This is a genomic window from Mycobacterium sp. NPDC004974 (assembly GCF_053600815.1).
The window spans coordinates 579,208-599,993 of record NZ_JBSGAQ010000001.1; the positions used below are offsets into that span (position 1 = coordinate 579,208).

The following is a 20,786-nucleotide window of genomic DNA, read 5'->3' on the forward strand; positions in this document are numbered from 1 at the left end:
ACAGCGTTCGCATTAGCCCTCGCATGGTAGGAGACTCCCCGATGAGCGCCGCCCCCAGCCCAGCCCCCGCTGCCCCGATCCGGGTCGCGGCCGGGACTACCGCCGGCGCGGCGGTGCGCGAGGCGGATCTGCCCAGTCGCGGAACGCCCGACGCGATCGTCGTGGTGCGCGACGCTGACGGCCGGCTGCGCGACCTGTCCTGGGCCCCCGACACCGATGTCGAGGTGACGCCGGTGGCCGCCAACACCGAGGACGGCCGCAGCGTGATCCGGCACTCGTGCGCCCACGTGCTGGCCCAGGCCGTGCAGGACATGTTCCCGCAGGCCAAGCTGGGTATCGGGCCGCCGATCACCGACGGCTTCTACTACGACTTCGACGTCGCCGAGCCGTTCACCCCAGAGGACCTGCAAAAGCTCGAAAAGAGGATGCAGAAGATCGTCAAGGACGGTCAGCTGTTCTCCCGTCGCGTCTACGAATCCAAGGATGAGGCGCGCGACGAACTGGCAGGTGAGCCCTACAAGCTCGAGCTGGTCGACGACAAGTCCGGCGACCCGGACGTCATGGAGGTCGGCGGCGACGAGCTCACCGCGTACGACAACCTCAACGCCCGGACCAAGGAGCGGGTCTGGGGTGACCTGTGCCGCGGCCCGCACATCCCGACCACCAAGTACATCCCGGCGTTCAAGCTGACCCGCAGCAGCGCCGCGTACTGGCGCGGCGACCAGAACAACGCCAGCCTGCAGCGCGTCTACGGCACGGCCTGGGAGTCGCAGGAGGCGCTGGACCGTCATCTCGAACTCATCGAGGAGGCGCAGCGCCGCGACCACCGCAAACTCGGCGTCGAGCTGGACCTCTTCAGCTTCCCCGACGAGCTCGGCTCCGGCCTGCCGGTGTTCCACCCCAAGGGCGGTGTCATCCGCAAGGAGCTGGAGGACTACTCGCGGCGCAAGCACTCCGAGGCCGGCTACGAGTTCGTCAACACCCCGCACATCACCAAGGAACATCTCTACATCACCTCGGGTCACCTGGAGTGGTACGCCGACGGCATGTACCCGCCGATGCACATCGACGCCGAGTACAACGACGACGGCACGGTCCGCAAGCCCGGGCAGGACTACTACCTCAAGCCGATGAACTGCCCCATGCACCACCTGATCTACCGGGCGCGGGGCCGCTCGTACCGCGAACTTCCGTTGCGGCTCTTCGAGTTCGGCTCGGTGTACCGGTATGAGAAGTCCGGTGTGGTGCACGGGTTGACCCGCGTGCGCGGCATGACGCAGGACGACGCGCACATCTACACCACGCGAGAGCAGATGCGCGACGAGCTCATCTCGCTGCTGCAGTTCGTGCTCGACCTGCTCTCGGACTACGGCCTGGACGACTACTACCTGGAGCTGTCCACCAAGGATCCCGACAAGTACGTGGGCTCCGACGAGATGTGGGACGAGGCCACCGAGACCCTGCGGTCGGTCGCCGAGGCCTCGGGCCTGGACCTGGTCCCGGATCCGGGCGGCGCGGCGTTCTACGGGCCCAAGATCTCCGTTCAGGTCAAGGACGCGCTGGGCCGCAACTGGCAGATGTCGACGATCCAGCTGGACTTCAACATGCCCGACCGCTTCGAGTTGGAGTACACCGCCGCCGACGGCAGCCGGCAGCGCCCGGTGCTGATCCACCGCGCCCTGTTCGGCTCGATCGAGCGATTCTTCGGCGTGCTCACCGAGCACTACGCCGGTGCGTTCCCGGCCTGGCTGGCGCCGGTGCAGGTGGTCGGTATCCCGGTCGCCGACGCGCACCTGGACTACCTATATGACGTTGCCGCCCAACTGAAGTCACGCGGCGTGCGGGTCGAGGTCGACGGCAGCGACGACCGGATGGCGAAGAAGATCGTCAACCACACCAACCAGAAGGTGCCGTTCATGCTCCTGGCGGGTGACAAGGACATCGAAGCCGGTGCCGTCAGCTTCCGGTTCGGTGACCGCACCCAGATCAATGGTGTCCCGCGGGATGAGGCGGTGGAGGCGATCGTGAAGTGGATCGCCGACCGCAACAACGCGGTGCCGACGGCCGATCTGGTCAAGGTGGGCACCAGCGAATGACCGGGGACGAGCGGTCGATCGTCGACCACGGCGGCGGAGACGCCATCATCGACCATGGCGTGGGTGAACCCGACCACCTACAGCGGCTGTGGACACCGCACCGGATGAGCTACATCGCCGATGCGGTCAAGGGCGACAACAAGATCGGCTCGGCCGGTTCGTCGCAGCCGTTCACCGACATCCCCGAGATGTCCGACGAGGACGGGCTCATGGTGGCCCGCGGTGAACTCGTGTACGCCGTGCTCAACCTCTACCCGTACAACCCGGGTCATCTCATGGTGGTGCCCTACCGCCGGGTGTCCGAGCTGGAGGACCTGACCGAAGCCGAGAGCGCCGAACTGATGGCGTTCACGCAGAAGGCGATCCGCGTCATCAAGGCCGTCTCGCGTCCGCACGGGTTCAACGTCGGCCTGAACCTCGGCATCTCGGCCGGCGGATCGCTGGCCGAGCACCTGCACATGCACGTGGTGCCGCGCTGGGGCGGCGACGCGAACTTCATCACGATCATCGGTGGCGCCAAGGTCATTCCACAGCTGCTGAGCGAGACCCGGGAGCTGCTGGCAGGAGAATGGGCCCGCCAGACGTGAGCAACCTGTTCCTGATGAGCCGGGCGGCCTACGCCAAGCTGTCGCGGCCGGTGGCCAAGGCGGCGCTGCGCGCTGGTCTGACTCCCGACATCGTCACGATCGTCGGCACCGCCGGATCGGTCACCGCCGCGTTGACCCTGTTCCCGATGGGTCAGCTGTGGTGGGGCGCGTTCGCCGTGTTCGTCTTCGTGCTCGCGGACATGCTCGACGGGGCGATGGCACGGGAACGCGGCGGCGGTACCCGGTTCGGCGCGGTGCTGGATGCGGCGTGTGACCGCATAGCCGACGGCGCGATCTTCGCCGGCCTGCTGTGGTGGGCGGCGTTCGGCCTGCACGACCCGACGCTGGTGGTGGCGATCCTCATCTGCCTGGTCACCTCACAGGTGATCTCGTACATCAAGGCCCGTGCCGAGGCCAGCGGGCTGCGCGGCGACGGCGGCATCATCGAGCGCCCGGAGCGCCTGGTGATCGTGCTGGTCGGCGCGGGGCTCTCGGGTGTGCCGTTCCTGCACATTCCATGGCTCCTGCATGTCGCGGCCTGGCTGTTGGCGGTGGCCAGCGTCATCACCGTCGCGCAGCGGATCCATGCGGTGCGCACGTCGCCGGGCGCCATGGACCTGCTGCAACCGCTGCAGCCCTCGCAGCCCGACGGCGGCGACACACAGGAGCCGGGAGCCTCGTGAACATTCCGCTGTCCGGGCAGGTCACCGATCTGGGGTACGCGGCAGGCTGGCAGCTGGTCCGCGCGATGCCCGAACTGGTGGCACGCAACCTGTTCGACGCGGGCGCCGTCTACGCCGCCCGTGGCGGTGGGCCGCAGCAGCTGCGCAAGAACCTGGCCCGGGTGATCGGGGTGCCCCCGGCAGAGGTGCCGGACGACCTGATGCGTGCTTCACTGGCCTCGTACGCCCGGTACTGGCGGGAGGCGTTCCGGTTGCCGTCGATGGATCTGACCGCTGTGGCCAAGCGTCTCGACGAGGTGTTCGTCGGCGCGGACAAGCTGCGGGCCGCTCGCGAGGCGGGCCGCGGCGCGGTGCTGGCGTTGCCGCACAGCGGCAACTGGGACATGGCCGGGGTGTGGCTGGCCCAGCAGTTCGGCACCTTCGCCACTGTCGCCGAACGGCTCAAACCGGAATCGCTGTACCGGCGTTTCATCGACTACCGGGAGAGTCTGGGATTCGAGGTGTTCCCGCTGTCCGGTGGGGAGCGCCCGCCGTTCGAGGTGCTCTCGGAACGGTTGCGGGACAACAAGTTCGTCTGCCTGATGGCCGACCGTGACCTCACCCGCAACGGTGTGGAGGTCGACTTCTTCGGTGAACCCACCCGGATGCCCGCCGGTCCGGCCAAGTTGGCGATCGAAATCGGCGCCCCACTGCATCCGACGCACGTCCACTACGACGGGGAGGACTGCGTCGTCGAGATCTTCGACGCGCTCGACACCTCGTCGGGGGACGTGTCCGTGGTGACCCAGCAGTTGGCCGACCGCTTCGCCGAGAACATCGCCGCCCACCCGGCCGACTGGCACATGCTGCAGCCGCAATGGCTGGCCGATCTGTCCGCCGAACGTCGCGCCCGGTTAGGTACCTGAGGCCATGCGTATCGGGATGGTCTGCCCGTACTCGTTCGATGTGCCGGGCGGTGTGCAATCCCATGTGCTGCAACTGGCCGAGGTGATGCGCGCGGGCGGGCATCACGTGAGCGTCCTGGCGCCGTCGTCGCCGCACGTGAAGCTGCCCGATTATGTGGTGTCGGGCGGCAAGGCCGTCCCGATTCCATACAACGGCTCGGTGGCCCGGCTGCGGTTCGGGCCGGCCACCCACCGGAAGGTGAAGAAGTGGATCGCCGAGGGCGACTTCGACGTGCTGCATCTGCACGAGCCGAATGCGCCCAGCCTGTCCATGCTGGCGTTGCAGGCCGCCGAGGGGCCGATCGTGGCGACGTTTCACACCTCGACGACAAAGTCGTTGACTCTCAGCGTGTTTCAGGGGATCTTGCGCCCGTTCCACGAGAAGATCGTCGGGCGCATCGCGGTGTCGGACCTGGCCCGGCGCTGGCAGATGGAAGCGCTCGGCTCGGATGCGGTCGAGATCCCCAACGGCGTCGACGTACCGTCGTTCGCGAATGCGCCTCGGCTGGAAGGGTATCCGCGACCCGGCCGCAGCGTGCTGTTCCTCGGGCGGTTCGACGAACCGCGTAAGGGCATGCCGGTACTGCTGGGCGCGCTCCCCAAACTCGTGCGCCGTTTCTCCGACATCGAGATCCTGATCGTGGGCCGCGGCGATGAAGATGCGCTGCGAGAGGAGGCCGGCGAACTCGCCGGGCACCTACGTTTCCTGGGGCAGGTCGACGACGACGCCAAGGCCGCGGCCATGCGCAGCGCCGACGTCTACTGCGCGCCCAACCTCGGCGGCGAGAGCTTCGGCATCGTGCTGGTCGAGGCGATGGCGGCCCGAACGGCCGTGGTGGCCAGTGAATTAGATGCGTTCAGCCGCGTTCTCGATCAGGGGCAGGCCGGCCGGCTGGTTCCGGTCGGCGATGCCGACGCCCTGGCCGACGCGCTGATCGAGGTGCTCGACGACGACGCGCTACGCGAGCAGTACATCGACCGGGCCACCGCGCGGGTCGCCCGCTATGACTGGTCGGTGGTGGCCGGCCAGATCATGCGGGTGTACGAGACCGTGGCCGGCGCCGGGGTCAAAGTTCAGGTGGGTGACTAGACATGCCGACCTGGGTCGTGATGACGGCGCTGGCCGTCCTGGTGGTGCTGCTGCTCGTCGGTGGGTGGGCCTATCAGACCGCCAACCGGCTCGACCGGCTCCACGTGCGCTACGACCTGTCGTGGCAGGCGCTCGACGGTGCACTGGCCCGCCGGGCTGTCGTGGCCCGCGCCGTCGCAGTCGATGCCTATGCGGGAGCTCCGGCGGGCAAGCGGCTCGCGGCGCTGGCGGATGCCGCCGAGCGGGCCCCGCGTGCGGCGCGTGAAGCCGCCGAGAACGACCTGTCGGCCGCCCTGGCCGCGGTCGATCCGGCCGGGTTGCCGGTGGCGCTGGTCGCCGAACTGGCCGATGCCGAGGCCCGGGTGCTCCTGGCCCGGCGCTTCCACAACGATGCTGTCCGCGACACCCTGGCCCTGCGGGAACGCCGCGCGGTGCGGGTGCTGCGGCTGGGTGGAACAGCGGCGCTGCCGACCTATTTCGAAATCGTCGAGCGCCCGGACTCCCAGGCCGAGGTCAATCCGGTGAGCCGGCGTACCTCGGCACGCGTGGTGCTGCTCGACGAAACCGGCTCGGTTTTGCTGCTGCGCGGCAGTGACCCCGCGATCGACGATCCGGACAAACCTGCGCCGCGGTGGTGGTTCACCGTCGGTGGGGCGGTCCAGCCCGGCGAGGATCTGGCGGTCGCCGCGGCCCGCGAACTCGCCGAGGAGACCGGGCTGCGGGCGGCACCGGCCGACCTTGTCGGGCCGGTATGGCGGCGCGACGCCGTCATCGACTTCAACGCCTCGGTGATCCGCAGCGAGGAGTTCTTCTTCATCCACCGCACGGCCCGTTTCGAGCCGTCGGCAACGGGGCGCACCACCCTGGAACGGCACTACATTCACGGGCACCGCTGGTGTGATGCGACAATGATCGCCGAGTTGGTAGCCGGCGGGGAGGCCGTGTATCCGCTTCAACTGGGTGAGCTGCTGGCTCAGGCCAATGCACTGGCCGAACAGCCGGCTGCGACACTGGCGAATACGCGTGGATCTGCGCATCGCGAGCTGCAAGCCATCCGTTGAGTGCGGATTTAATGGATTTGGCGGCTCCACTAGACTGAATCAGTAGGACTTTGGAGGAGATTGCAGTGGATACCGCAGCCCAGAACGGCTCTAGCAACCAGACCGGTACCGCGCGCGTGAAGCGCGGGATGGCCGAGATGCTCAAGGGCGGCGTGATCATGGACGTCGTCACCCCCGAGCAGGCGAAGATCGCCGAGGGCGCGGGTGCCGTCGCCGTCATGGCCCTGGAACGGGTACCTGCCGACATCCGTGCCCAGGGCGGGGTGTCGCGCATGTCGGATCCGGACATGATCGAGGGGATCATCGCCGCGGTCACCATCCCGGTGATGGCCAAGGCGCGCATCGGGCATTTCGTCGAGGCGCAGATCCTGCAGAGCCTGGGTGTGGATTACATCGACGAGTCCGAGGTGCTGACCCCGGCCGATTACGCGAACCACATCGACAAGTGGAAGTTCACCGTGCCGTTCGTGTGCGGTGCGACCAACCTGGGTGAGGCCTTGCGCCGGATCACCGAGGGTGCGGCGATGATCCGCTCCAAGGGTGAGGCCGGTACCGGCGACGTCTCCAACGCCACCACCCACATGCGCCAGATCGGCGGCGAGATCCGTCGGCTGACCTCGATGTCCGAGGACGAGCTGTACGTCGCGGCCAAGGAACTGCAGGCGCCGTATGACCTGGTGGTCGAGGTGGCCCGGGCCGGCAAGCTGCCGGTGACGATGTTCACCGCGGGTGGTATCGCCACCCCTGCGGATGCGGCGATGATGATGCAGCTCGGCGCCGAGGGCGTGTTCGTGGGTTCGGGCATCTTCAAGTCGGGCAACCCGGCCCAGCGTGCCGCGGCGATCGTGAAGGCCACCACGTTCTACGACGATCCCGATGTGCTGGCCAAGGTGTCGCGCGGTCTGGGTGAGGCCATGGTCGGTATCAATGTCGAGGAGATCGCCCAGCCGCACCGGCTCGCCGAACGCGGCTGGTAAACAGCTCGTATGGCGATTGAAGAGATCCTCGATCTGGAGCAGCTCGAGGTCAACATCTATCGCGGTGGGGTGTTCAGCCCGGAGTCGGGTTTCCTGCAGCGGACCTTCGGCGGCCACGTGGCCGGTCAGTCGCTCGTGTCGGCGGTGCGCACGGTGGAGCCGACGTTCCAGGTGCACTCCCTGCACGGTTACTTCCTGCGACCGGGCGATGCCCGGGCGCCATCGGTGTACATCGTCGAGCGCATCCGGGACGGTGGCTCGTTCTGCACCCGCCGGGTGAGCGCGATCCAGCACGGCGAGACGATCTTCACGATGTCGGCGTCGTTTCAGACCGACCAGACCGGCATCGAACATCAGGACGTGATGCCCGAGGCCCCCGGCCCCGACGACCTGCCCGGGTTCCGGTCCGGGGGAGCGTTCGACGACGCCGGGTTCGCCCAGTTCGACGAATGGGACGTCCGGATCGTGCCGCGCGACCTCGTGGCGCGGATCCCCGGCAAGGCCTCTCAACAGCAGGTGTGGTTCCGTCACCGCGACCCGCTGCCTGACGATCACGTACTGCACATCTGCGCGCTGGCCTACATGAGCGATCTGACCCTGCTGGGCTCGGCCCAGGTCAACCACCTCGATGTGCGCAAGAACCTGATGGTGGCATCGCTGGATCACGCCATGTGGTTCATGCGGCCGTTCCGCGCCGACGAATGGCTGCTGTACGACCAGTCCTCGCCCTCGGCCTGCGGCGGGCGTTCGCTGACCCAGGGCAAGATCTTCAACCGCTACGGAGAGATGGTGGCCGCGGTGATGCAAGAGGGTCTGACGCGCTACCAGCGCAACTTCACCTCGGCGGAGGGCTCGTGAGCCCACGGGTCGGGGTGCTCGCGCTGCAAGGCGACACCCGCGAGCATCTGGCTGCGCTGCGTGAGGCAGGCGCCGAGGCGGGCACGGTGCGGCGACTCTCCGAACTCGACGCGGTCGATGCCCTGGTGATCCCCGGCGGGGAATCCACCGCGATGAGCCACCTGCTGCGCGAGTTCGAACTGCTCGCACCGCTGCGGGCGCGCATCGCCGCGGGGTTGCCCTGTTACGGCTCGTGCGCCGGGATGATCCTGCTGGCCAGCGAGATCAAGGACGCCGGCACAGACGGGCGGGAGGCCCTTCCGCTGGCGGGCATCGATATGACGGTGCGGCGCAACGCCTTTGGCCGTCAGGTCGATTCCTTCGAAGGGGACATCGACTTCGAGGGGCTCGATACCCCGGTGCATGCCGTGTTCATCCGGGCGCCGTGGGTCGAGCGGGTCGGTCCGGACGTCAAGGTGCTGGCGCGCGCCGCCGACCATATCGTCGCGGTGCGCCAGGGCTCGATGCTGGCGACATCGTTCCACCCCGAGATGACCGGGGACCGTCGCATCCACAAGCTGTTCGTCGATTCGCTGTAGGCGCAGTTGTTCACGGACCAACTCCATCAGGCGGTTGGTTTATGCACCACGAGCTCCATGTGCATCGAATCCGTGTACTCACCGGTCCACGACGCACCCACGTCGAACCCGTGCCGGGCGAGGGCTACCAGGAAATCCGGGCTCACCGCTGTCGCCCCTGGTGCTTTGCTCCCGACGGAGTAGAAACCCCTTTCGAGGAGCTGCGCCACAGAGGGTGCGCTGACTTCGGCCTTGGTGGTGGGTGTGCCACCTTTCGGGGTGATGGCCGTGCCGAATAGGAACAGGGGGTTCTCCAGAAGCGTACGCAGATGGGTGATGACAGCCAGGCGCTCCTTGGCGCCCCAGAGGGGCTGCAGTAATGCAATCCGAGCTGTCGCGGCGTCAGCGTAATGCTGCGCAGACACCGCGAATGAAGCATCCTCCGGCGGCGTCACCACTGTAGGCGCCAGTGCACGTGCCCACTGCGCAATCTGGTAGGCCTGTGATTTCGTCGGTGTCATGTCCCCACCCTTGGCCGCGACAGCCTGGGCTCGGTCGGCGACATTTCCCAAGCGGTCGAGGTCACTTCGAACGACGCGTGCGGCGGGCAGACTCGCGATGGTGAATCCAGCGGCCGTTGCCGCTGTCGTGATGTTCGCCTCCGCAGTGGACAGTGCCCCTAGCCAGGGTGTGATCACAGCCGGCACCTCGGCGAGCACTGCGGGCCTGTCCCTTACCGCGGCTTGGAAGTACCGCGTCCGCAGCTGCAGAAAGGCCTCTTTCTGGGCACCGAGGCTCTCCTGGAACGCAGCTGAAGTTGCAGTGAGGCGGTCACTTTCGCTACGGATAGTGGTCAGGAGTCGTTCGTGCGCGGGTGCCGGGACTACTGGGCTTGCGTCGGCATCCGGTGCGGGCTGCTGCTGCGCAGCCTCGCGGGCTTCGGTGTCCTGGCCCATTCGCTCGATGAGGTTGCGCCGCGTGCCGTAGTCTCCCAGCTGCAGATTCGACACCGAACCCGTTACGGTGCGGATCAGCTCGGCGGTTTCATCCCGCCCGATTCTCGGCAGTTTTGTCGGGTCATAATCGAGGGCGTAGCCCAGGGTGTGCATCGATAAGGAATTCAGGTGCGTGGCCGCGGTGAAGGCGGAGCGGAAACTGAATGCCACATCCAGCGGGGGAACCTGGCCGTGGACCTCATTCACCGCAGCCTCGATCCGGGGCTTGGTTTCGGCGGCCACCAATGGATTTCCAGGAACGCTGGCCGCGGTCATGCCATTGAAATGGTCGAGGGTAGCGTCGTAGCTGCCGAACCACTCCCGCCCGGACCGAAGAAACTCGCGACGCTGGGTGTCGTCGGCCAGTGCGTGCCCGCCGTTGCCCTTCTGTACACGATCGGGCAGGGATCTGGTGGCCTCCAGAGCTGCCTCGTCGCTGAGTTCGCGTTGGATCAACTGTCTCTGGTCCGGCGCCGCCGAGCGCTGAATCCGGGGCCCGAACGACTTCTGGTAAGGCGCGCTTTCGGCGGTCCATCGTGAGGCCAGCTCTGCGAAAATGTCTGAGCTGAATGTTATTTCGCTGCCGCGCACCCCACCTGTGCCACGGTTCACGTCCACATACGACGTACGACCTACCCAACCGAAGGTGACACGGCCGGTGGCATCCGCGATCGCCTGGGCAAGTGAGTCGCCGTCGGCGTTTGTTCCCCCATTGCATGATTCGAGGTCGATGAGTGCCTGGTCGGAGAAGACATCCCCGTGAATCTGTTGTGCGACAGATTTGTCGATGCCGTAGTTGGGGTGATCATCCCAGCCGTAGCGCAAGGTCACCTGCCCGCGTACGCCGTGACTGAACACCTTCAGCAGTCGCACGCTGGCAGGTGGCATGCCGTTCAGTGTCGTCACTAGTCCCTCTGACGATGTCACCCACAGCACCTGCCCGCCGGGCGCGAGCTGGACGATCTTTCCGAGGTCGACGTTGGCGAATTCGTAGCCGGAGCGCTCCACGACCCAGATGGCATGGCCCTTAACCTGTTTGGCCGCGGTAACGAATTGGTACGGATACGCCTGATGCGGCTTTGGCGAGCCGATCACGACGACGACGTTCTCGCCCGCCTTGGTCAGCGGCACTCCTGGAGCCGGCCTGCGAGGCAGGTTACGTACGCGCTCCCAGGACTTTGCGATGAGTTCTCCCGCCGCGTTGCGACGCAGACGCATCAGGTACTCGCCCGGCTGCTCGAACGACCACTTCAAGTACGACCGCAGGTCATCGACGATGCCGCGGGCAACGTAGCCTGGCCAAGTACCAGGTTGGCCGACAAGCGTTCGTCCACCGGTGATCCCGGTATCTTCAGTATGGATCGTGAAGTCGATGCCCTCATAACCCTCCATCACGACCTGCCACACGTCGCCCATCACCCACTCGGAGGTTGTACGGGCGGTATCCGCTGACGGCGCGAGGTACCCCTCAGCATCGTGGCTCATCGGCGGCACGACGGGCGGTGGCTGGACAGCTTCTCGCTGGATTGAGTTGGGAACGCGGGAGATCGGGTTTTCGGGGGAGCCCTCACCGGGCATCGGACGGGCTCCGCCCTGCTGCACGACATGGGTCAGTTCGTGGGCCAACAATCGGTGATCGGTTTCATCGGCATCACGTCCCAGCCAGATATCGCGGCGGCTGGTGAACGCGCGGGCTCCGAGTGCAGCGGCGTCGGCGCGATCCTGGGCTGCGTCGTGGATTCGCACCTGCGAGAAGTCCACGCCGAGTGCGGATTCCATCGGGCTGCGTAGGCTCGAGGGCAGTGCCCTACCTGCGGAGGGAGCCGATATTCGAGCCCATAGGGAGTTGGATTCGGGCGCGCTGAACCGGGGTGCGGGTTGCCCGCCGGAAGGTCGCCGCGAAGGCTTGGATATGCCGGTGATCTCGGCGGCTGTACGATCCGCTTCCGACTCAAGTGGGTCGTCGGCTGCACCGACTTCGAGGGCTGGCCGGACACCAAATGCCAATGCTCGCCGGAGCGGATCGGGGAACCTGTCAGCGAGGGCGGAACCCGGCTTCGGCTCGGGTTTCTTCTGTTGGGCGGCATCGAAACTGAGCGGGGAACTCACGCCAAAGGGCTTGGTGGCAGTGCGGAATCCACTGGCAGTCACCACTGCAGATCCTTGACGCGGATCTGCTCGTCGGCCCGGAGCGGGGTGTCATCTCGCTTGAGGCACAGCCCGAACGATGTCTTGTTGTGGGCACCGATCACGCGACCTTGATCCGACGGGGAGGCCGTCACCCAGCCTGTCGTCCCGACCACGTCGGAGTCCCACCAGTCGATCAGAGTGTGCCCACGAAGGTCGATTGTGATGTGGTGCCAATCGATCTCGACGCCATCGTTCGGGTTCTCGAGGACGACCGCGACGCAGAACGTATCGGCGTCACTGTGGGTGGTGCGGATCCGGACCCGAACGGAGTACGTGCCCTCGCCTATCCCGGCGTACATTCCGGGCTTGACCTTTACCCGGGCGATGAAGGGGTTGCGGTCGTCCGGCGGTGCTGTTGCGTTGCTCAGCCATGGGCGGATGGTCGGCTGCGGTGCCGGTGCGACGAAGTGGGGATGCAGCCAGGCGAGTTTCGGATTGTCGACGGTGTAATCCTGGGTTGGGCTGAGGGTGAAGTGATAGCCGGCCCACCAGGCAGGCGCGCCGTAGGTCCACCATGACCAGCCGATGACGACGTCATCGTGTGCATCGAGGTATTCCAGTGCATTCGTCACGGCCTGGACCGCTCCCGGGGTCGCTTGATTCGCGCCGAACTCGGTCAGGTGTAGCCGGACTCCGGAGGCACTGGCCCAGGCAACGGCGGGTTCCAGGCGCTGCCGGATGATGTCGGGATTGACGACATCGTCGCCGGATCCGTCGCCGCCGCTGTCGAAGTAGGTGTGCACGCTGGCGACGACGTTGTCCGCGCCCGCCAGATGCTGGGACCACGCCGACGCGTTGGAGACCTGTGTGTCGTCGGTGTCGTACCAGCTTTCCTGCCACGATGCCGGCTGGCTGAAACCGTTGCCGCAGATGAAGATCTGCCGTTCGGAGTTGGTGCCATGCACCGCCTCGACGGCGGCCGCAGCCGCGGTGAACCACCCGGTGGTGGACATGCCGTTGGGCTCATTGGACAACCCGAATACCGCGGTGGGGCAGTCGGACAGGGCTGTCTCGACTTTCGACCAGAAGCCACCGAAGGAGTCGGCGGGGACGGCTGCCGAGCCGACCGGATCCCCTTTGTAGCGCGCGAAGTTGGGGTAGGTGCCGCCGTGCGGTTCGATCATCACGGTCAGACCTTTCGCGGTGGCGTAGCGCACCCGGTTGAGCAGCACACCGAAGTAGCCGTCGAGGCTCAGCTCGCCGTTGAGTTCGGGTTGCGCCAGTTCCCACGAGAAGGTGATTCTGATGAAGGGAACGCCGTTGTCTGCCAGATAGTCGATGTCGCGCAGCGACATCCAGATGTAGTTCTCACCTTCGACAGGTACGACAGCAGGGTCGTAGGCCACTTCGGCTCCGGCGATGTTGACCCCGCGCAACGGCGTGCCCATGCGAGCCTACGAAGATTGGGTTTCGTCACCACGGGATCCGTGGCCGTGTCCGTGGTTGTGCCCGCACTCGTCGCATTCGTGGTCGTGCTCATGCTCGCGCTCGTCACATTCGTGCTCGTCCTCCTTGCCACGCCCGCAGATGCGTTCGTATCGCGCGAGGATCTCTTTGACGGTGTTGGCCGCCAGGTCGTCGCAGCGCTTCTTCCTGGCCTCTGCGTGGCAGGTGCGGATCGCGTCCTGGCCGGCCATGATCGCCACCGCGTCGGCCGCCTTGGTCCAGCAGACGAGCGCAGAACACAACTCGTCGGCGTACTCGCCGTAGCTGTCGAACCCGTTCCATAGTTTCTTGATCTGATGTCGAGTCATCAGGGCGTGGGCGTACACCTCTTTGATGTCCGTCGTGGCGTCCTCACCGTGGTACCCGGTATCGACCTTGGAGACTTCGGCTTTCGCGTCCGCGACGCGTTTGGCGAGGTCGGCGGGTTCGGTGGAGAGTTTGTCGAAGTAGGCGTGCGCGCGAACCAGGTCGTCTTCGTATTTCTTCTTGAGATGCTGGAACTCGCAGTCATCGAGGTCGCAGGTGTCGGTGTCGAATTCGCAGTTGCGCTCCGGCTCCGCCGTCGCGCATTGGCACAGTCGTTCACGTATCCACTCGTACGCTTCGTCAAGACAGTCGGGGACATGGCTCTGCTTGAACTTGCACCGGATCCTCTCGACCAGGGAACAGATCTCATGTTCGAGGTCGTGGATATCGTGTGAGTAGAGCTGTCGGGCGTCTCGGTAGTCGCGGCGTGTCTTGTCGAACGAGTCCTGCGCGGCAGTGACTGCCGGCTGATTCTCGGCGTTCGACTTCGCCTGTGCGGCAATGCCGGCAGGTTTGCATTTCAGGCGGTTGATCAATTTCGGTTCACAACCACCGTCGTCACCGCATGGTGTGCAGGGCTCGGGCTGGTCGCACGGGTCGGGCTGGTCGGTGGTCATTCGCACTCCTTGGTCGCCTTGTGGCGGCCATCGTCCGTCTCCGTGTGTCACGCCAGCGTCGCGGTTGACGGCGCTCGACGACTTCCGCGACGGCGCCGTGACGCAACGTGGACAACCATGGCCCGGTGGCTGGTTACCGTGCGATCGCTGCCGTCGGCAGAAGCGTCGTCGACCTGATGAACCGCCGGATCGGGGAACTGCTCCCGCCGGGGCCCAAGCCGCGCGTCGTGCTCGCCGGAACCAGCGACTTCGACAAGGTGGAGAGCAGCCCCACCGCGGTGATCCGGTACCCCGCCATCTCCGTCTACTTCTACCGCGTGGTCGTGGACAGGGAGACCAGGGCCGGGTGGTCAGCGGTCGCGAATGTCGATGGGATCCCTCGAATTCCGCTACGCCTGTACTTCCTGGTGGCCGCGTGGGACATCGCGGTCGAGAACGAGCTGGAGTACCTGGGTGCGGCTGCCCAGATCCTGGAGACCGAACCCATCCTCACCGGTCCGCTGCTGCACCCCTCGGGTGACTGGGAGGACGGCGACGCGATCCAGGTGGTCTTCGATGAGCTGGGCCAGGATTCCATGAGTGAGGCCTTCCAGGCGCTGACCACCGAGTACCGCTTGTCGCTGCCGTACCTGGCCCGGGTGGTCCGGATCGATGGCCGCCAGGAGACGACGGCCGAGCCCGTGGCACTGGTCGCAGCACACACCGAGGTGACGCCGTGATCATCAAGACGGCCTTCGGTGAAGCGCGGGTACTGCATCGGTTGGCGCTGGCGGTCGATTGTGCTGACGCGGTGACGCACAGCCCGCTGGGCACTCAGGTGCGCATCGGCGCAGAGGTTGCGCCCCGCCTGCGGACCTATCCCGACGACGTGACCTGGCCCTGCGCTGACCTGCTCCAGCACGGACTCGGGCGGGCGACCCGGCTGCACCGTCCACCGATGCCCGCGAACATCACGGTGCGAATCGCCGACCCGACCCGTCGATACGTGCCGCGCCGGCTCACGACACCGTTGCGCACCGACGCTGACATCACGGCCTCCGACAACGGAACCGGGCCCTATATCCCCGTCGGATCCCGCGAGCTGCGGCCCTGGCTGAGCCCCGGCTCGGCATACCAGATGCCGCGGTCCACCACCGCCATCCGCGGCCGCGTGATGCGGGGCGCGACGGCGGCGCGGTGGCCGCGCATCACCGCGATCGGTCCGGGCGGACAGGCGGTGGGCTGGGCACATGGCGACGACCGCGGCGAGTTCGTCCTTGTCATCGTTTCCACCGGTTCCCTCCATCCACCGGCACCCAGCACACTGGCCGTCACGCTGGTCGTGACCGCGCCGGCCAATCCGCCTACGGTGACCGAAGACCCGTTGGCCGACCTGGTGGTCGAAACCGTGCCACAGTCTCAGGTTCCCCCCGTGGCATCCGATCTGAACAGCCCGCTGTTGCAGGGCCGTACCACCCCGCCGGGCTACATCACGTCGGCGACGCCGACGAACGTGACGGTGCCCGTCGGCATCACCACCCAATTGCCCACAGCCGTTCCGTTCACTGTGTGACCCAGCCAAAGGAGAACCGATGCCCGAGTACCTGACTCCCGGTGTGTATGTCGAGGAGACGAGCTTCCGGTCGAAGTCCATTGAAGGTGTGCCGACGAGCACCTTCGGCATGGCCGGGGTGGCCCGCTACGGGCCGGTGCCCTACGTGCGCACCGCCGGCGGCCAGCAGCAAGCGCTGGTGCCGAAACCGGTTCTGGTGACCAGCTTTACCGAGTATGAGCGGGCGTTCGGCGGACTCGGCGACGACGGACAACTGGGCGGAGACACCCTCTACCTGGCATACGCCGCCAGGGCGTTCTTCGACAACGGCGGTCAGCGGCTGTACGTGTCGCGGGTGTTCCCGTTCACCAATGCTTCGGGGTCCGCGATCGACGCCGATCCGGACTTCGCATCCCTGGATTCCGGGGTCGCAGGGAAATGGCGCGCCCGCTGGCCCGGCGCGGCCGGCGGCACGATCACCGTCAAGGTGGAGATCAAGCGCGGCAAGAACATCCGGACCACGGACGGTCAGGGAAACGTGGTGTTCCGCGGACTCAGCGGATCGGAGGTCGTGGAGACCTTCGCGGACGTCAGTGCCGTGCCGTCGGACAAGACGAAGACCGATCCCGTGGCCGGCAATGTGAAGATCTACACGCCGTTCCCCGACGGAAAGCCGGGATTCAGCACCACCCGTGGCGGTGCTCCGCAAGCGCCGGACGCCACCGTGCAGGCGGTGTGTCATCTGACCGCCACCGTGACGGTGCGAATGGGTGCGCGCACCGACATCTACGACGGTCTGGAACTCGGGTGGGACCACCGCCGGGCGATCCCGAAGGCTCTCGGTGTCGACAAACCGGTCGACGAGTACGCGCTGGTGTGGTTCGACGCGAAACTCGACACGCCGCCGGCGATCGGGGAATACACCGGTGCCATCAAGCACGATCCCGCGGCAATATTCACCGGCGGACGTGACGGCAAACCACTGGACGCCGACGCGCTGAAAGGAGAACCGTCCGATCCGGACGATGCCGCGATCGCCGCAACTGGTTTGGCGGCGCTGGGGGAGATCGACGACATCGCGATCGTCGCCGCCCCCGACATCGCGGCGCTCGACGGCAGCCAGCAGAAGACCGCCGTCGACAACCTCATCGAGCACTGCGAGAACCTGCGCTATCGGATCGCCGTAGTCGATCCGCCCAACGAGAATCAGTCGATCTCCCAGATCCGTGACTACCGTTCGCAGTTCGACACCACGTACGCGGCCTTGTATTACCCATGGGTCGAGATCCCGGATCCGACGGCCCCGAACGACCCGTCGGCTCCACCAGCGGTCGTCAATCTGCCGCCGTCGGGATTCGCGGCCGGGATCTACGCGCGCAGCGACGTCGAACGCGGTGTGCACAAGGCGCCCGCCAACGAGGTGATCCTCGGCATCAACAAGTTTCTGTACAACGTGACCTACGACCGGCAGGCGGTGATCAACCCGGAAGGCATCAACGCGCTCAGATTCTTCCCCGGCCGCAGCAACCGGGTGTGGGGCGCCCGCACGATGTCCTCGGACCCGGAGTGGAAGTACGTCAACGTCCGGCGGTTGTTCATCTATCTGGAGCATTCGATCGACAAATCCACGCAGTGGGCGGTGTTCGAGCCGAACAACGAACGGCTGTGGGCCAATGTCCGTCAGACGATCGAGGACTTCCTGATCACCGTGTGGCGGACCGGTGCACTGATGGGCACCAAGCCGCAGGAAGCGTTCTTCGTGCGGTGCGACCGGACCACCATGACCCAGAACGACCTCGACAACGGCCGCTTGATCTGCCTGATCGGTGTCGCGCCGACGTATCCGGCCGAGTTCGTCATATTCCGCATCGGCCAGTGGACTGCCGACGCCAAGAGCAATTGACCCAACGAGTCTGAGGAGGTAGATGATGGCGACACGGCCCAATCCCTACGGTGCGTTCAACTTTCTGGTGCGCCTGGGTGACGACGGTACCGAGGGCAGCATCGCCGGAGGGTTCTCGGATGTCAGCGGTCTCGGCAACGAGATCAAGTTCTCCGAGTACCGCAACGGCAACGACAAGTTCAACCATGTGCGCAAGGTGCCCAACGTCAACAGCACCGACGACGTGACGCTCAAGCGCGGGGTGATCGGCGATCTTCGATTGTTCACCTGGCTGCAGGAGACCCGCGACGGCGCCTACGAACCGCGGACGGTGACCATCTCACTGCTCGACGAGGCCCGTAACGAGGTGTGCAGCTGGGTACTCTCGGCCGCACAGCCGAAGAAGTGGGTGGGCCCGACGTTGGCGGGTAAGGGCGGCGGCGAGGTGGCCATGGAGGAACTTCACCTCGTTGCCGAGCAGATCGACTTCAAATCAGCCTGACCGGACACTGATTCACCATGACGACCGGACTGCAGCTCGGCGGGCCTGGCGTGTACATCCGGGCACAGCAGCCGGATACGACGCCAGAGGCGGTGCGGCTCGACGCGACCGGATTCGTCGGTCTGGCGCCGCGGGGGCCCGGCCACACCCCGGTCCGGGTGACCAGCTGGTCCGAGTACGTGCGGTGGTTCGGTGGGCTGCCCGATCCCGAACGGGGCGATACCCCAACCCAACTCGCGTACGCGGTGGATGCATTCTTCGGCCAGGGCGGACAGGTCGCGTGGGTGCTGCGGGTGGTGCCGTCACAGCCGGATCCGGCGACGGCGATATTTGAGTGCCCTTCCGCTGGCGCCGGGCGGCAGATTGCGGCTGCCAACGAGGGCAGCTGGGGAAACCATCTCGACATCACGCTCGCGTTCGCCGCCGGTGCCGCCGTCCCGATGACGGTCTGGCCGGACAATGCGGATGCAGCGATGTTGCTGCAACCGGTGGTGGACAACGCGGTACCGCTGTACTCATTGGTGCGGATTCGGCATCCGAAGCTGGCGCCGGCCGGCGAACTTCGCTGGCTGGTCGCGACGGCTGATGCGCTGACGGCTAGCGGGAGAAGCACCCGGTATGTGGTGGATCGTGAACTGCCGCTCCCGGCGGGAGAGCAGGTCGATATCGAAATCGTCACCGGCACACTGACAATCACCGACAACGGCCCGGACGGCCCCCGCGCCGAAGCATTCACCGAGCTCGGCCTGCACCCCGGTCATGCGCAGTTCATTCCCGTGGCCTTGCAGGATAATTCGGCGCTGGCGAGTGCTGGCGGGCTGATTGATGCGGTGTCACCAACCGACGGCCTCCTGCGAACCCTGAACTTCACGTTGGTGACCCGTGGCTGGGATCGATGGGAGCAGATCACCGCCGACAGCTTCTACGACGATGTGCCACCGGCCCGGCAGGATCCGGCTGACGACGACACCGATCACCGCGGCGTGGACCGGATGGGCCGAGTACCCGATATCGGCCTGCTGTGTGTTCCGGACCTGTCGTGGGTGTGGCGAGGCCAGCCCGATCAGCTGGTGGTCGCGGGGAAGCCGGACACGGGCGGTGAGTTCGTCCGGTGTTGCCGAACCGGCACGGCAGACTTGAATCTCACCGCCGTACAGCAACCGGCGGCGCAGCTCGATCCGAACGACCCCGCCGACTTCGAGGCGATCGTCACCCGACAACAACGGGTCGTCGAGGTAGCCGGCCTGCGGAAGCGATTCGTGGCCCTACTCGATGTCCCGTTCGGTATGAAGACGTCCGACATCGCCAAATGGCGCTGGGCGTTCGATTCCAGTTATGCGGCGTGCTACCACCCGTGGCTGGCGATGGCCGCTGCGACGTCGGGGGGCAGCCCGGTGTTCGTCGGCTCCTCGGCGTTCGCGGCCGGGATCACCGCCAAGCGGGAACGGCTGTCCGGGGTACAGCGAGGACCCGCCAACGAGCTGGCATCCGACGCGGTCAATGTGTCCTCTGCCATGACCGACACCGCAGCCGCCGACCTTTTCAGAATGTCGGTCAACGTCTTTCGTCCCGAACGTGATGGATTCCGGCTCGCCTCGGCGCGGACGTTGTCCTTCGATCCGGAGTACCGCCAACTCAATGTGCGGCGGTTGATGACGGTGTTGGCGCTGACCTTGCAGCGGGTCGGCGAGAATCTGGTGTTCGAGCCGGGAACCCTGGCGCTGCGCACCGCGGTGCAGCAGGCGGTGGTGAGCATGCTGCGGGACTTCTTCCGGCGAGGTGCGTTCGCGGGCGCCACGGAAGCCGAGTCGTTCTTCGTCCGATGTGATGACTCGGTCAATGACGAACGGACTCGGGCGCTGGGTCAGCTGATCACCGAGGTGGGTGTCGCACCGGCCGCGCCGCTCGAGTTCATCGTGGTGCGCCTGATCCAGGGCGTCGACGGGACATCGGTGGTGAGCGTCGGTGGATGAGACCAGTGAGCTTCTCCAAGCCTTCAACTTCGAGGTGACCTTCACCGCGGTAGATGGCCGATCTGGTCCGCTCAACGGTTATACGGGGGCCTTCGCAGAATGCAGTGGCCTCGAACTCGAGGCGGAGATCAAGGATTACAACGAGGGCGGATTCAATGACGGCGTGATCCGTCGGGTGGGACGGGTCAAGCTGGTACCGCTTGTGCTCAAACGGGGCATGTTCGTCGTAGGCACACCGGGCGAGGATGGCACCGCCGACAGCAGCATGTGGGACTGGATCAGCGGCATGGTCGGCGGCCGGCTACCCATCCCGCGCTATAACGGCGTTGTCGCAGTGCGAGATCCGTCACGCAAACGCATCGTCGCGAAATGGTCGTTCGATCGGGGCCTGCCGAGCAAGGTGACGGGTCCGGCGCTGAACGCCAAGACCGGCGAAGTCGCGATCGAGGAACTGCACCTCGTGCATCAGGGTCTCAGGTTGGGGGATTGAC

Annotated in this window: 18 protein-coding genes and 1 pseudogene; 15 read left to right on the forward strand and 4 right to left on the reverse strand. The window is 66.2% G+C overall.

What is annotated here, in order from left to right; all coding sequences use genetic code 11:
- Nucleotides 1-41: 41 nt before the first annotated feature.
- The 9 genes from thrS (at nucleotide 42) to pdxT (ending at nucleotide 8,874) form a co-directional block, all read left to right on the forward strand.
- On the forward strand, nucleotides 42-2,096 hold the full coding sequence (gene thrS, locus ACWEFV_RS02920; protein WP_450068994.1) for a threonine--tRNA ligase: 2,055 nt from the start codon (nucleotides 42-44) through the stop codon (nucleotides 2,094-2,096).
- The gene (locus ACWEFV_RS02925) at nucleotides 2,093-2,683 is read left to right on the forward strand and encodes an HIT family protein (RefSeq protein ID WP_450068995.1); all 591 of its coding nucleotides are present in this window, start codon (nucleotides 2,093-2,095) and stop codon (nucleotides 2,681-2,683) included. Before thrS ends, ACWEFV_RS02925 begins: the two co-directional genes overlap by 4 nt.
- Nucleotides 2,680-3,366: a phosphatidylinositol phosphate synthase gene (gene pgsA / locus ACWEFV_RS02930; RefSeq protein WP_450069260.1), complete on the forward strand. Its 687-nt coding sequence runs from the start codon at nucleotides 2,680-2,682 to the stop codon at nucleotides 3,364-3,366. Before ACWEFV_RS02925 ends, pgsA begins: the two co-directional genes overlap by 4 nt.
- Nucleotides 3,363-4,271: a phosphatidylinositol mannoside acyltransferase gene (locus ACWEFV_RS02935; protein ID WP_450068996.1), complete on the forward strand. Its 909-nt coding sequence runs from the start codon at nucleotides 3,363-3,365 to the stop codon at nucleotides 4,269-4,271. The genes pgsA and ACWEFV_RS02935 overlap by 4 nt, the downstream gene beginning before the upstream one ends.
- A 4-nt stretch (nucleotides 4,272-4,275) precedes the next feature.
- The gene (locus ACWEFV_RS02940) at nucleotides 4,276-5,400 is read left to right on the forward strand and encodes a glycosyltransferase family 4 protein (protein ID WP_135453933.1); all 1,125 of its coding nucleotides are present in this window, start codon (nucleotides 4,276-4,278) and stop codon (nucleotides 5,398-5,400) included.
- 2 nt (nucleotides 5,401-5,402) lie between these two features.
- Complete coding sequence (locus ACWEFV_RS02945; RefSeq protein WP_450068997.1) at nucleotides 5,403-6,461, forward strand: NUDIX hydrolase; 1,059 nt, start codon at nucleotides 5,403-5,405, stop codon at nucleotides 6,459-6,461.
- Nucleotides 6,462-6,526: 65 nt separating this feature from the next.
- The gene (gene pdxS / locus ACWEFV_RS02950; protein ID WP_450068998.1) at nucleotides 6,527-7,438 is read left to right on the forward strand and encodes a pyridoxal 5'-phosphate synthase lyase subunit PdxS; all 912 of its coding nucleotides are present in this window, start codon (nucleotides 6,527-6,529) and stop codon (nucleotides 7,436-7,438) included.
- Between the two features lie 9 nt (nucleotides 7,439-7,447).
- The gene (gene tesB / locus ACWEFV_RS02955) at nucleotides 7,448-8,296 is read left to right on the forward strand and encodes an acyl-CoA thioesterase II (protein WP_135453936.1); all 849 of its coding nucleotides are present in this window, start codon (nucleotides 7,448-7,450) and stop codon (nucleotides 8,294-8,296) included.
- Nucleotides 8,293-8,874: a pyridoxal 5'-phosphate synthase glutaminase subunit PdxT gene (gene pdxT / locus ACWEFV_RS02960; protein WP_135453937.1), complete on the forward strand. Its 582-nt coding sequence runs from the start codon at nucleotides 8,293-8,295 to the stop codon at nucleotides 8,872-8,874. The genes tesB and pdxT overlap by 4 nt, the downstream gene beginning before the upstream one ends.
- 26 nt (nucleotides 8,875-8,900) lie before the next feature.
- Here pdxT and ACWEFV_RS02965 read toward each other — a convergent pair whose 3' ends face one another.
- From ACWEFV_RS02965 to ACWEFV_RS02980, 4 genes and pseudogenes are all read right to left on the reverse strand, one after another.
- Nucleotides 8,901-11,333 carry a hypothetical protein gene (locus tag ACWEFV_RS02965; protein ID WP_450069278.1) on the reverse strand — a complete coding sequence of 811 codons (2,433 nt, stop codon included), beginning with the start codon at nucleotides 11,331-11,333 and terminating at the stop codon, nucleotides 8,901-8,903.
- 159 nt (nucleotides 11,334-11,492) lie between these two features.
- Nucleotides 11,493-11,627 (reverse strand): annotated as a pseudogene (locus ACWEFV_RS02970) (eCIS core domain-containing protein); the annotation flags it as partial.
- A gap of 368 nt (nucleotides 11,628-11,995) precedes the next feature.
- Nucleotides 11,996-13,426 (reverse strand): glycoside hydrolase family 5 protein, encoded by a 1,431-nt coding sequence (locus ACWEFV_RS02975; RefSeq protein ID WP_450068999.1) that lies wholly within the window; start codon nucleotides 13,424-13,426, stop codon nucleotides 11,996-11,998.
- A 6-nt stretch (nucleotides 13,427-13,432) separates the two neighbouring features.
- Nucleotides 13,433-14,407, reverse strand: a complete 975-nt coding sequence (locus ACWEFV_RS02980) for a hypothetical protein (protein WP_450069000.1) — start codon at nucleotides 14,405-14,407, stop codon at nucleotides 13,433-13,435.
- 125 nt (nucleotides 14,408-14,532) lie between these two features.
- Here ACWEFV_RS02980 and ACWEFV_RS02985 point away from each other — a divergent pair, with 125 nt between their 5' ends.
- The 6 genes from ACWEFV_RS02985 to ACWEFV_RS03010 are packed head-to-tail and all read left to right on the forward strand — an operon-like array spanning nucleotide 14,533 to nucleotide 20,785.
- On the forward strand, nucleotides 14,533-15,126 hold the full coding sequence (locus ACWEFV_RS02985; protein ID WP_135453941.1) for a DUF4255 domain-containing protein: 594 nt from the start codon (nucleotides 14,533-14,535) through the stop codon (nucleotides 15,124-15,126).
- Nucleotides 15,123-15,959 carry a hypothetical protein gene (locus ACWEFV_RS02990; protein ID WP_450069001.1) on the forward strand — a complete coding sequence of 279 codons (837 nt, stop codon included), beginning with the start codon at nucleotides 15,123-15,125 and terminating at the stop codon, nucleotides 15,957-15,959. The genes ACWEFV_RS02985 and ACWEFV_RS02990 overlap by 4 nt, the downstream gene beginning before the upstream one ends.
- 19 nt (nucleotides 15,960-15,978) lie before the next feature.
- Nucleotides 15,979-17,841 carry a phage tail sheath family protein gene (locus ACWEFV_RS02995; RefSeq protein WP_450069002.1) on the forward strand — a complete coding sequence of 621 codons (1,863 nt, stop codon included), beginning with the start codon at nucleotides 15,979-15,981 and terminating at the stop codon, nucleotides 17,839-17,841.
- Between the two features lie 25 nt (nucleotides 17,842-17,866).
- Nucleotides 17,867-18,322, forward strand: a complete 456-nt coding sequence (locus ACWEFV_RS03000; RefSeq protein WP_135453944.1) for a phage tail protein — start codon at nucleotides 17,867-17,869, stop codon at nucleotides 18,320-18,322.
- 17 nt (nucleotides 18,323-18,339) lie between these two features.
- Nucleotides 18,340-20,295, forward strand: coding sequence for a hypothetical protein (locus ACWEFV_RS03005; protein WP_450069003.1), 1,956 nt, complete (start codon nucleotides 18,340-18,342; stop codon nucleotides 20,293-20,295).
- Nucleotides 20,288-20,785: a phage tail protein gene (locus ACWEFV_RS03010; RefSeq protein WP_450069004.1), complete on the forward strand. Its 498-nt coding sequence runs from the start codon at nucleotides 20,288-20,290 to the stop codon at nucleotides 20,783-20,785. Before ACWEFV_RS03005 ends, ACWEFV_RS03010 begins: the two co-directional genes overlap by 8 nt.
- Nucleotide 20,786 lies beyond the last annotated feature (1 nt).

What these genes read in the sequence shown, in the direction of transcription:
- ACWEFV_RS02980 (WP_450069000.1), bottom strand. Translation starts at nt 14,407, where the DNA reads ATGACCACCGACCAGCCCGACCCGTGCGACCAGCCCGAGCCCTGCACA.
- ACWEFV_RS02940 (WP_135453933.1), top strand. Translation starts at nt 4,276, where the DNA reads ATGCGTATCGGGATGGTCTGCCCGTACTCGTTCGATGTGCCGGGCGGT.
- ACWEFV_RS02925 (WP_450068995.1), top strand. Translation starts at nt 2,093, where the DNA reads ATGACCGGGGACGAGCGGTCGATCGTCGACCACGGCGGCGGAGACGCC.
- ACWEFV_RS02965 (WP_450069278.1), bottom strand. Translation starts at nt 11,333, where the DNA reads ATGAGCCACGATGCTGAGGGGTACCTCGCGCCGTCAGCGGATACCGCC.
- ACWEFV_RS03005 (WP_450069003.1), top strand. Translation starts at nt 18,340, where the DNA reads ATGACGACCGGACTGCAGCTCGGCGGGCCTGGCGTGTACATCCGGGCA.
- ACWEFV_RS03000 (WP_135453944.1), top strand. Translation starts at nt 17,867, where the DNA reads ATGGCGACACGGCCCAATCCCTACGGTGCGTTCAACTTTCTGGTGCGC.
- ACWEFV_RS02975 (WP_450068999.1), bottom strand. Translation starts at nt 13,426, where the DNA reads ATGGGCACGCCGTTGCGCGGGGTCAACATCGCCGGAGCCGAAGTGGCC.
- ACWEFV_RS02995 (WP_450069002.1), top strand. Translation starts at nt 15,979, where the DNA reads ATGCCCGAGTACCTGACTCCCGGTGTGTATGTCGAGGAGACGAGCTTC.
- ACWEFV_RS02945 (WP_450068997.1), top strand. Translation starts at nt 5,403, where the DNA reads ATGCCGACCTGGGTCGTGATGACGGCGCTGGCCGTCCTGGTGGTGCTG.
- tesB (WP_135453936.1), top strand. Translation starts at nt 7,448, where the DNA reads ATGGCGATTGAAGAGATCCTCGATCTGGAGCAGCTCGAGGTCAACATC.
- thrS (WP_450068994.1), top strand. Translation starts at nt 42, where the DNA reads ATGAGCGCCGCCCCCAGCCCAGCCCCCGCTGCCCCGATCCGGGTCGCG.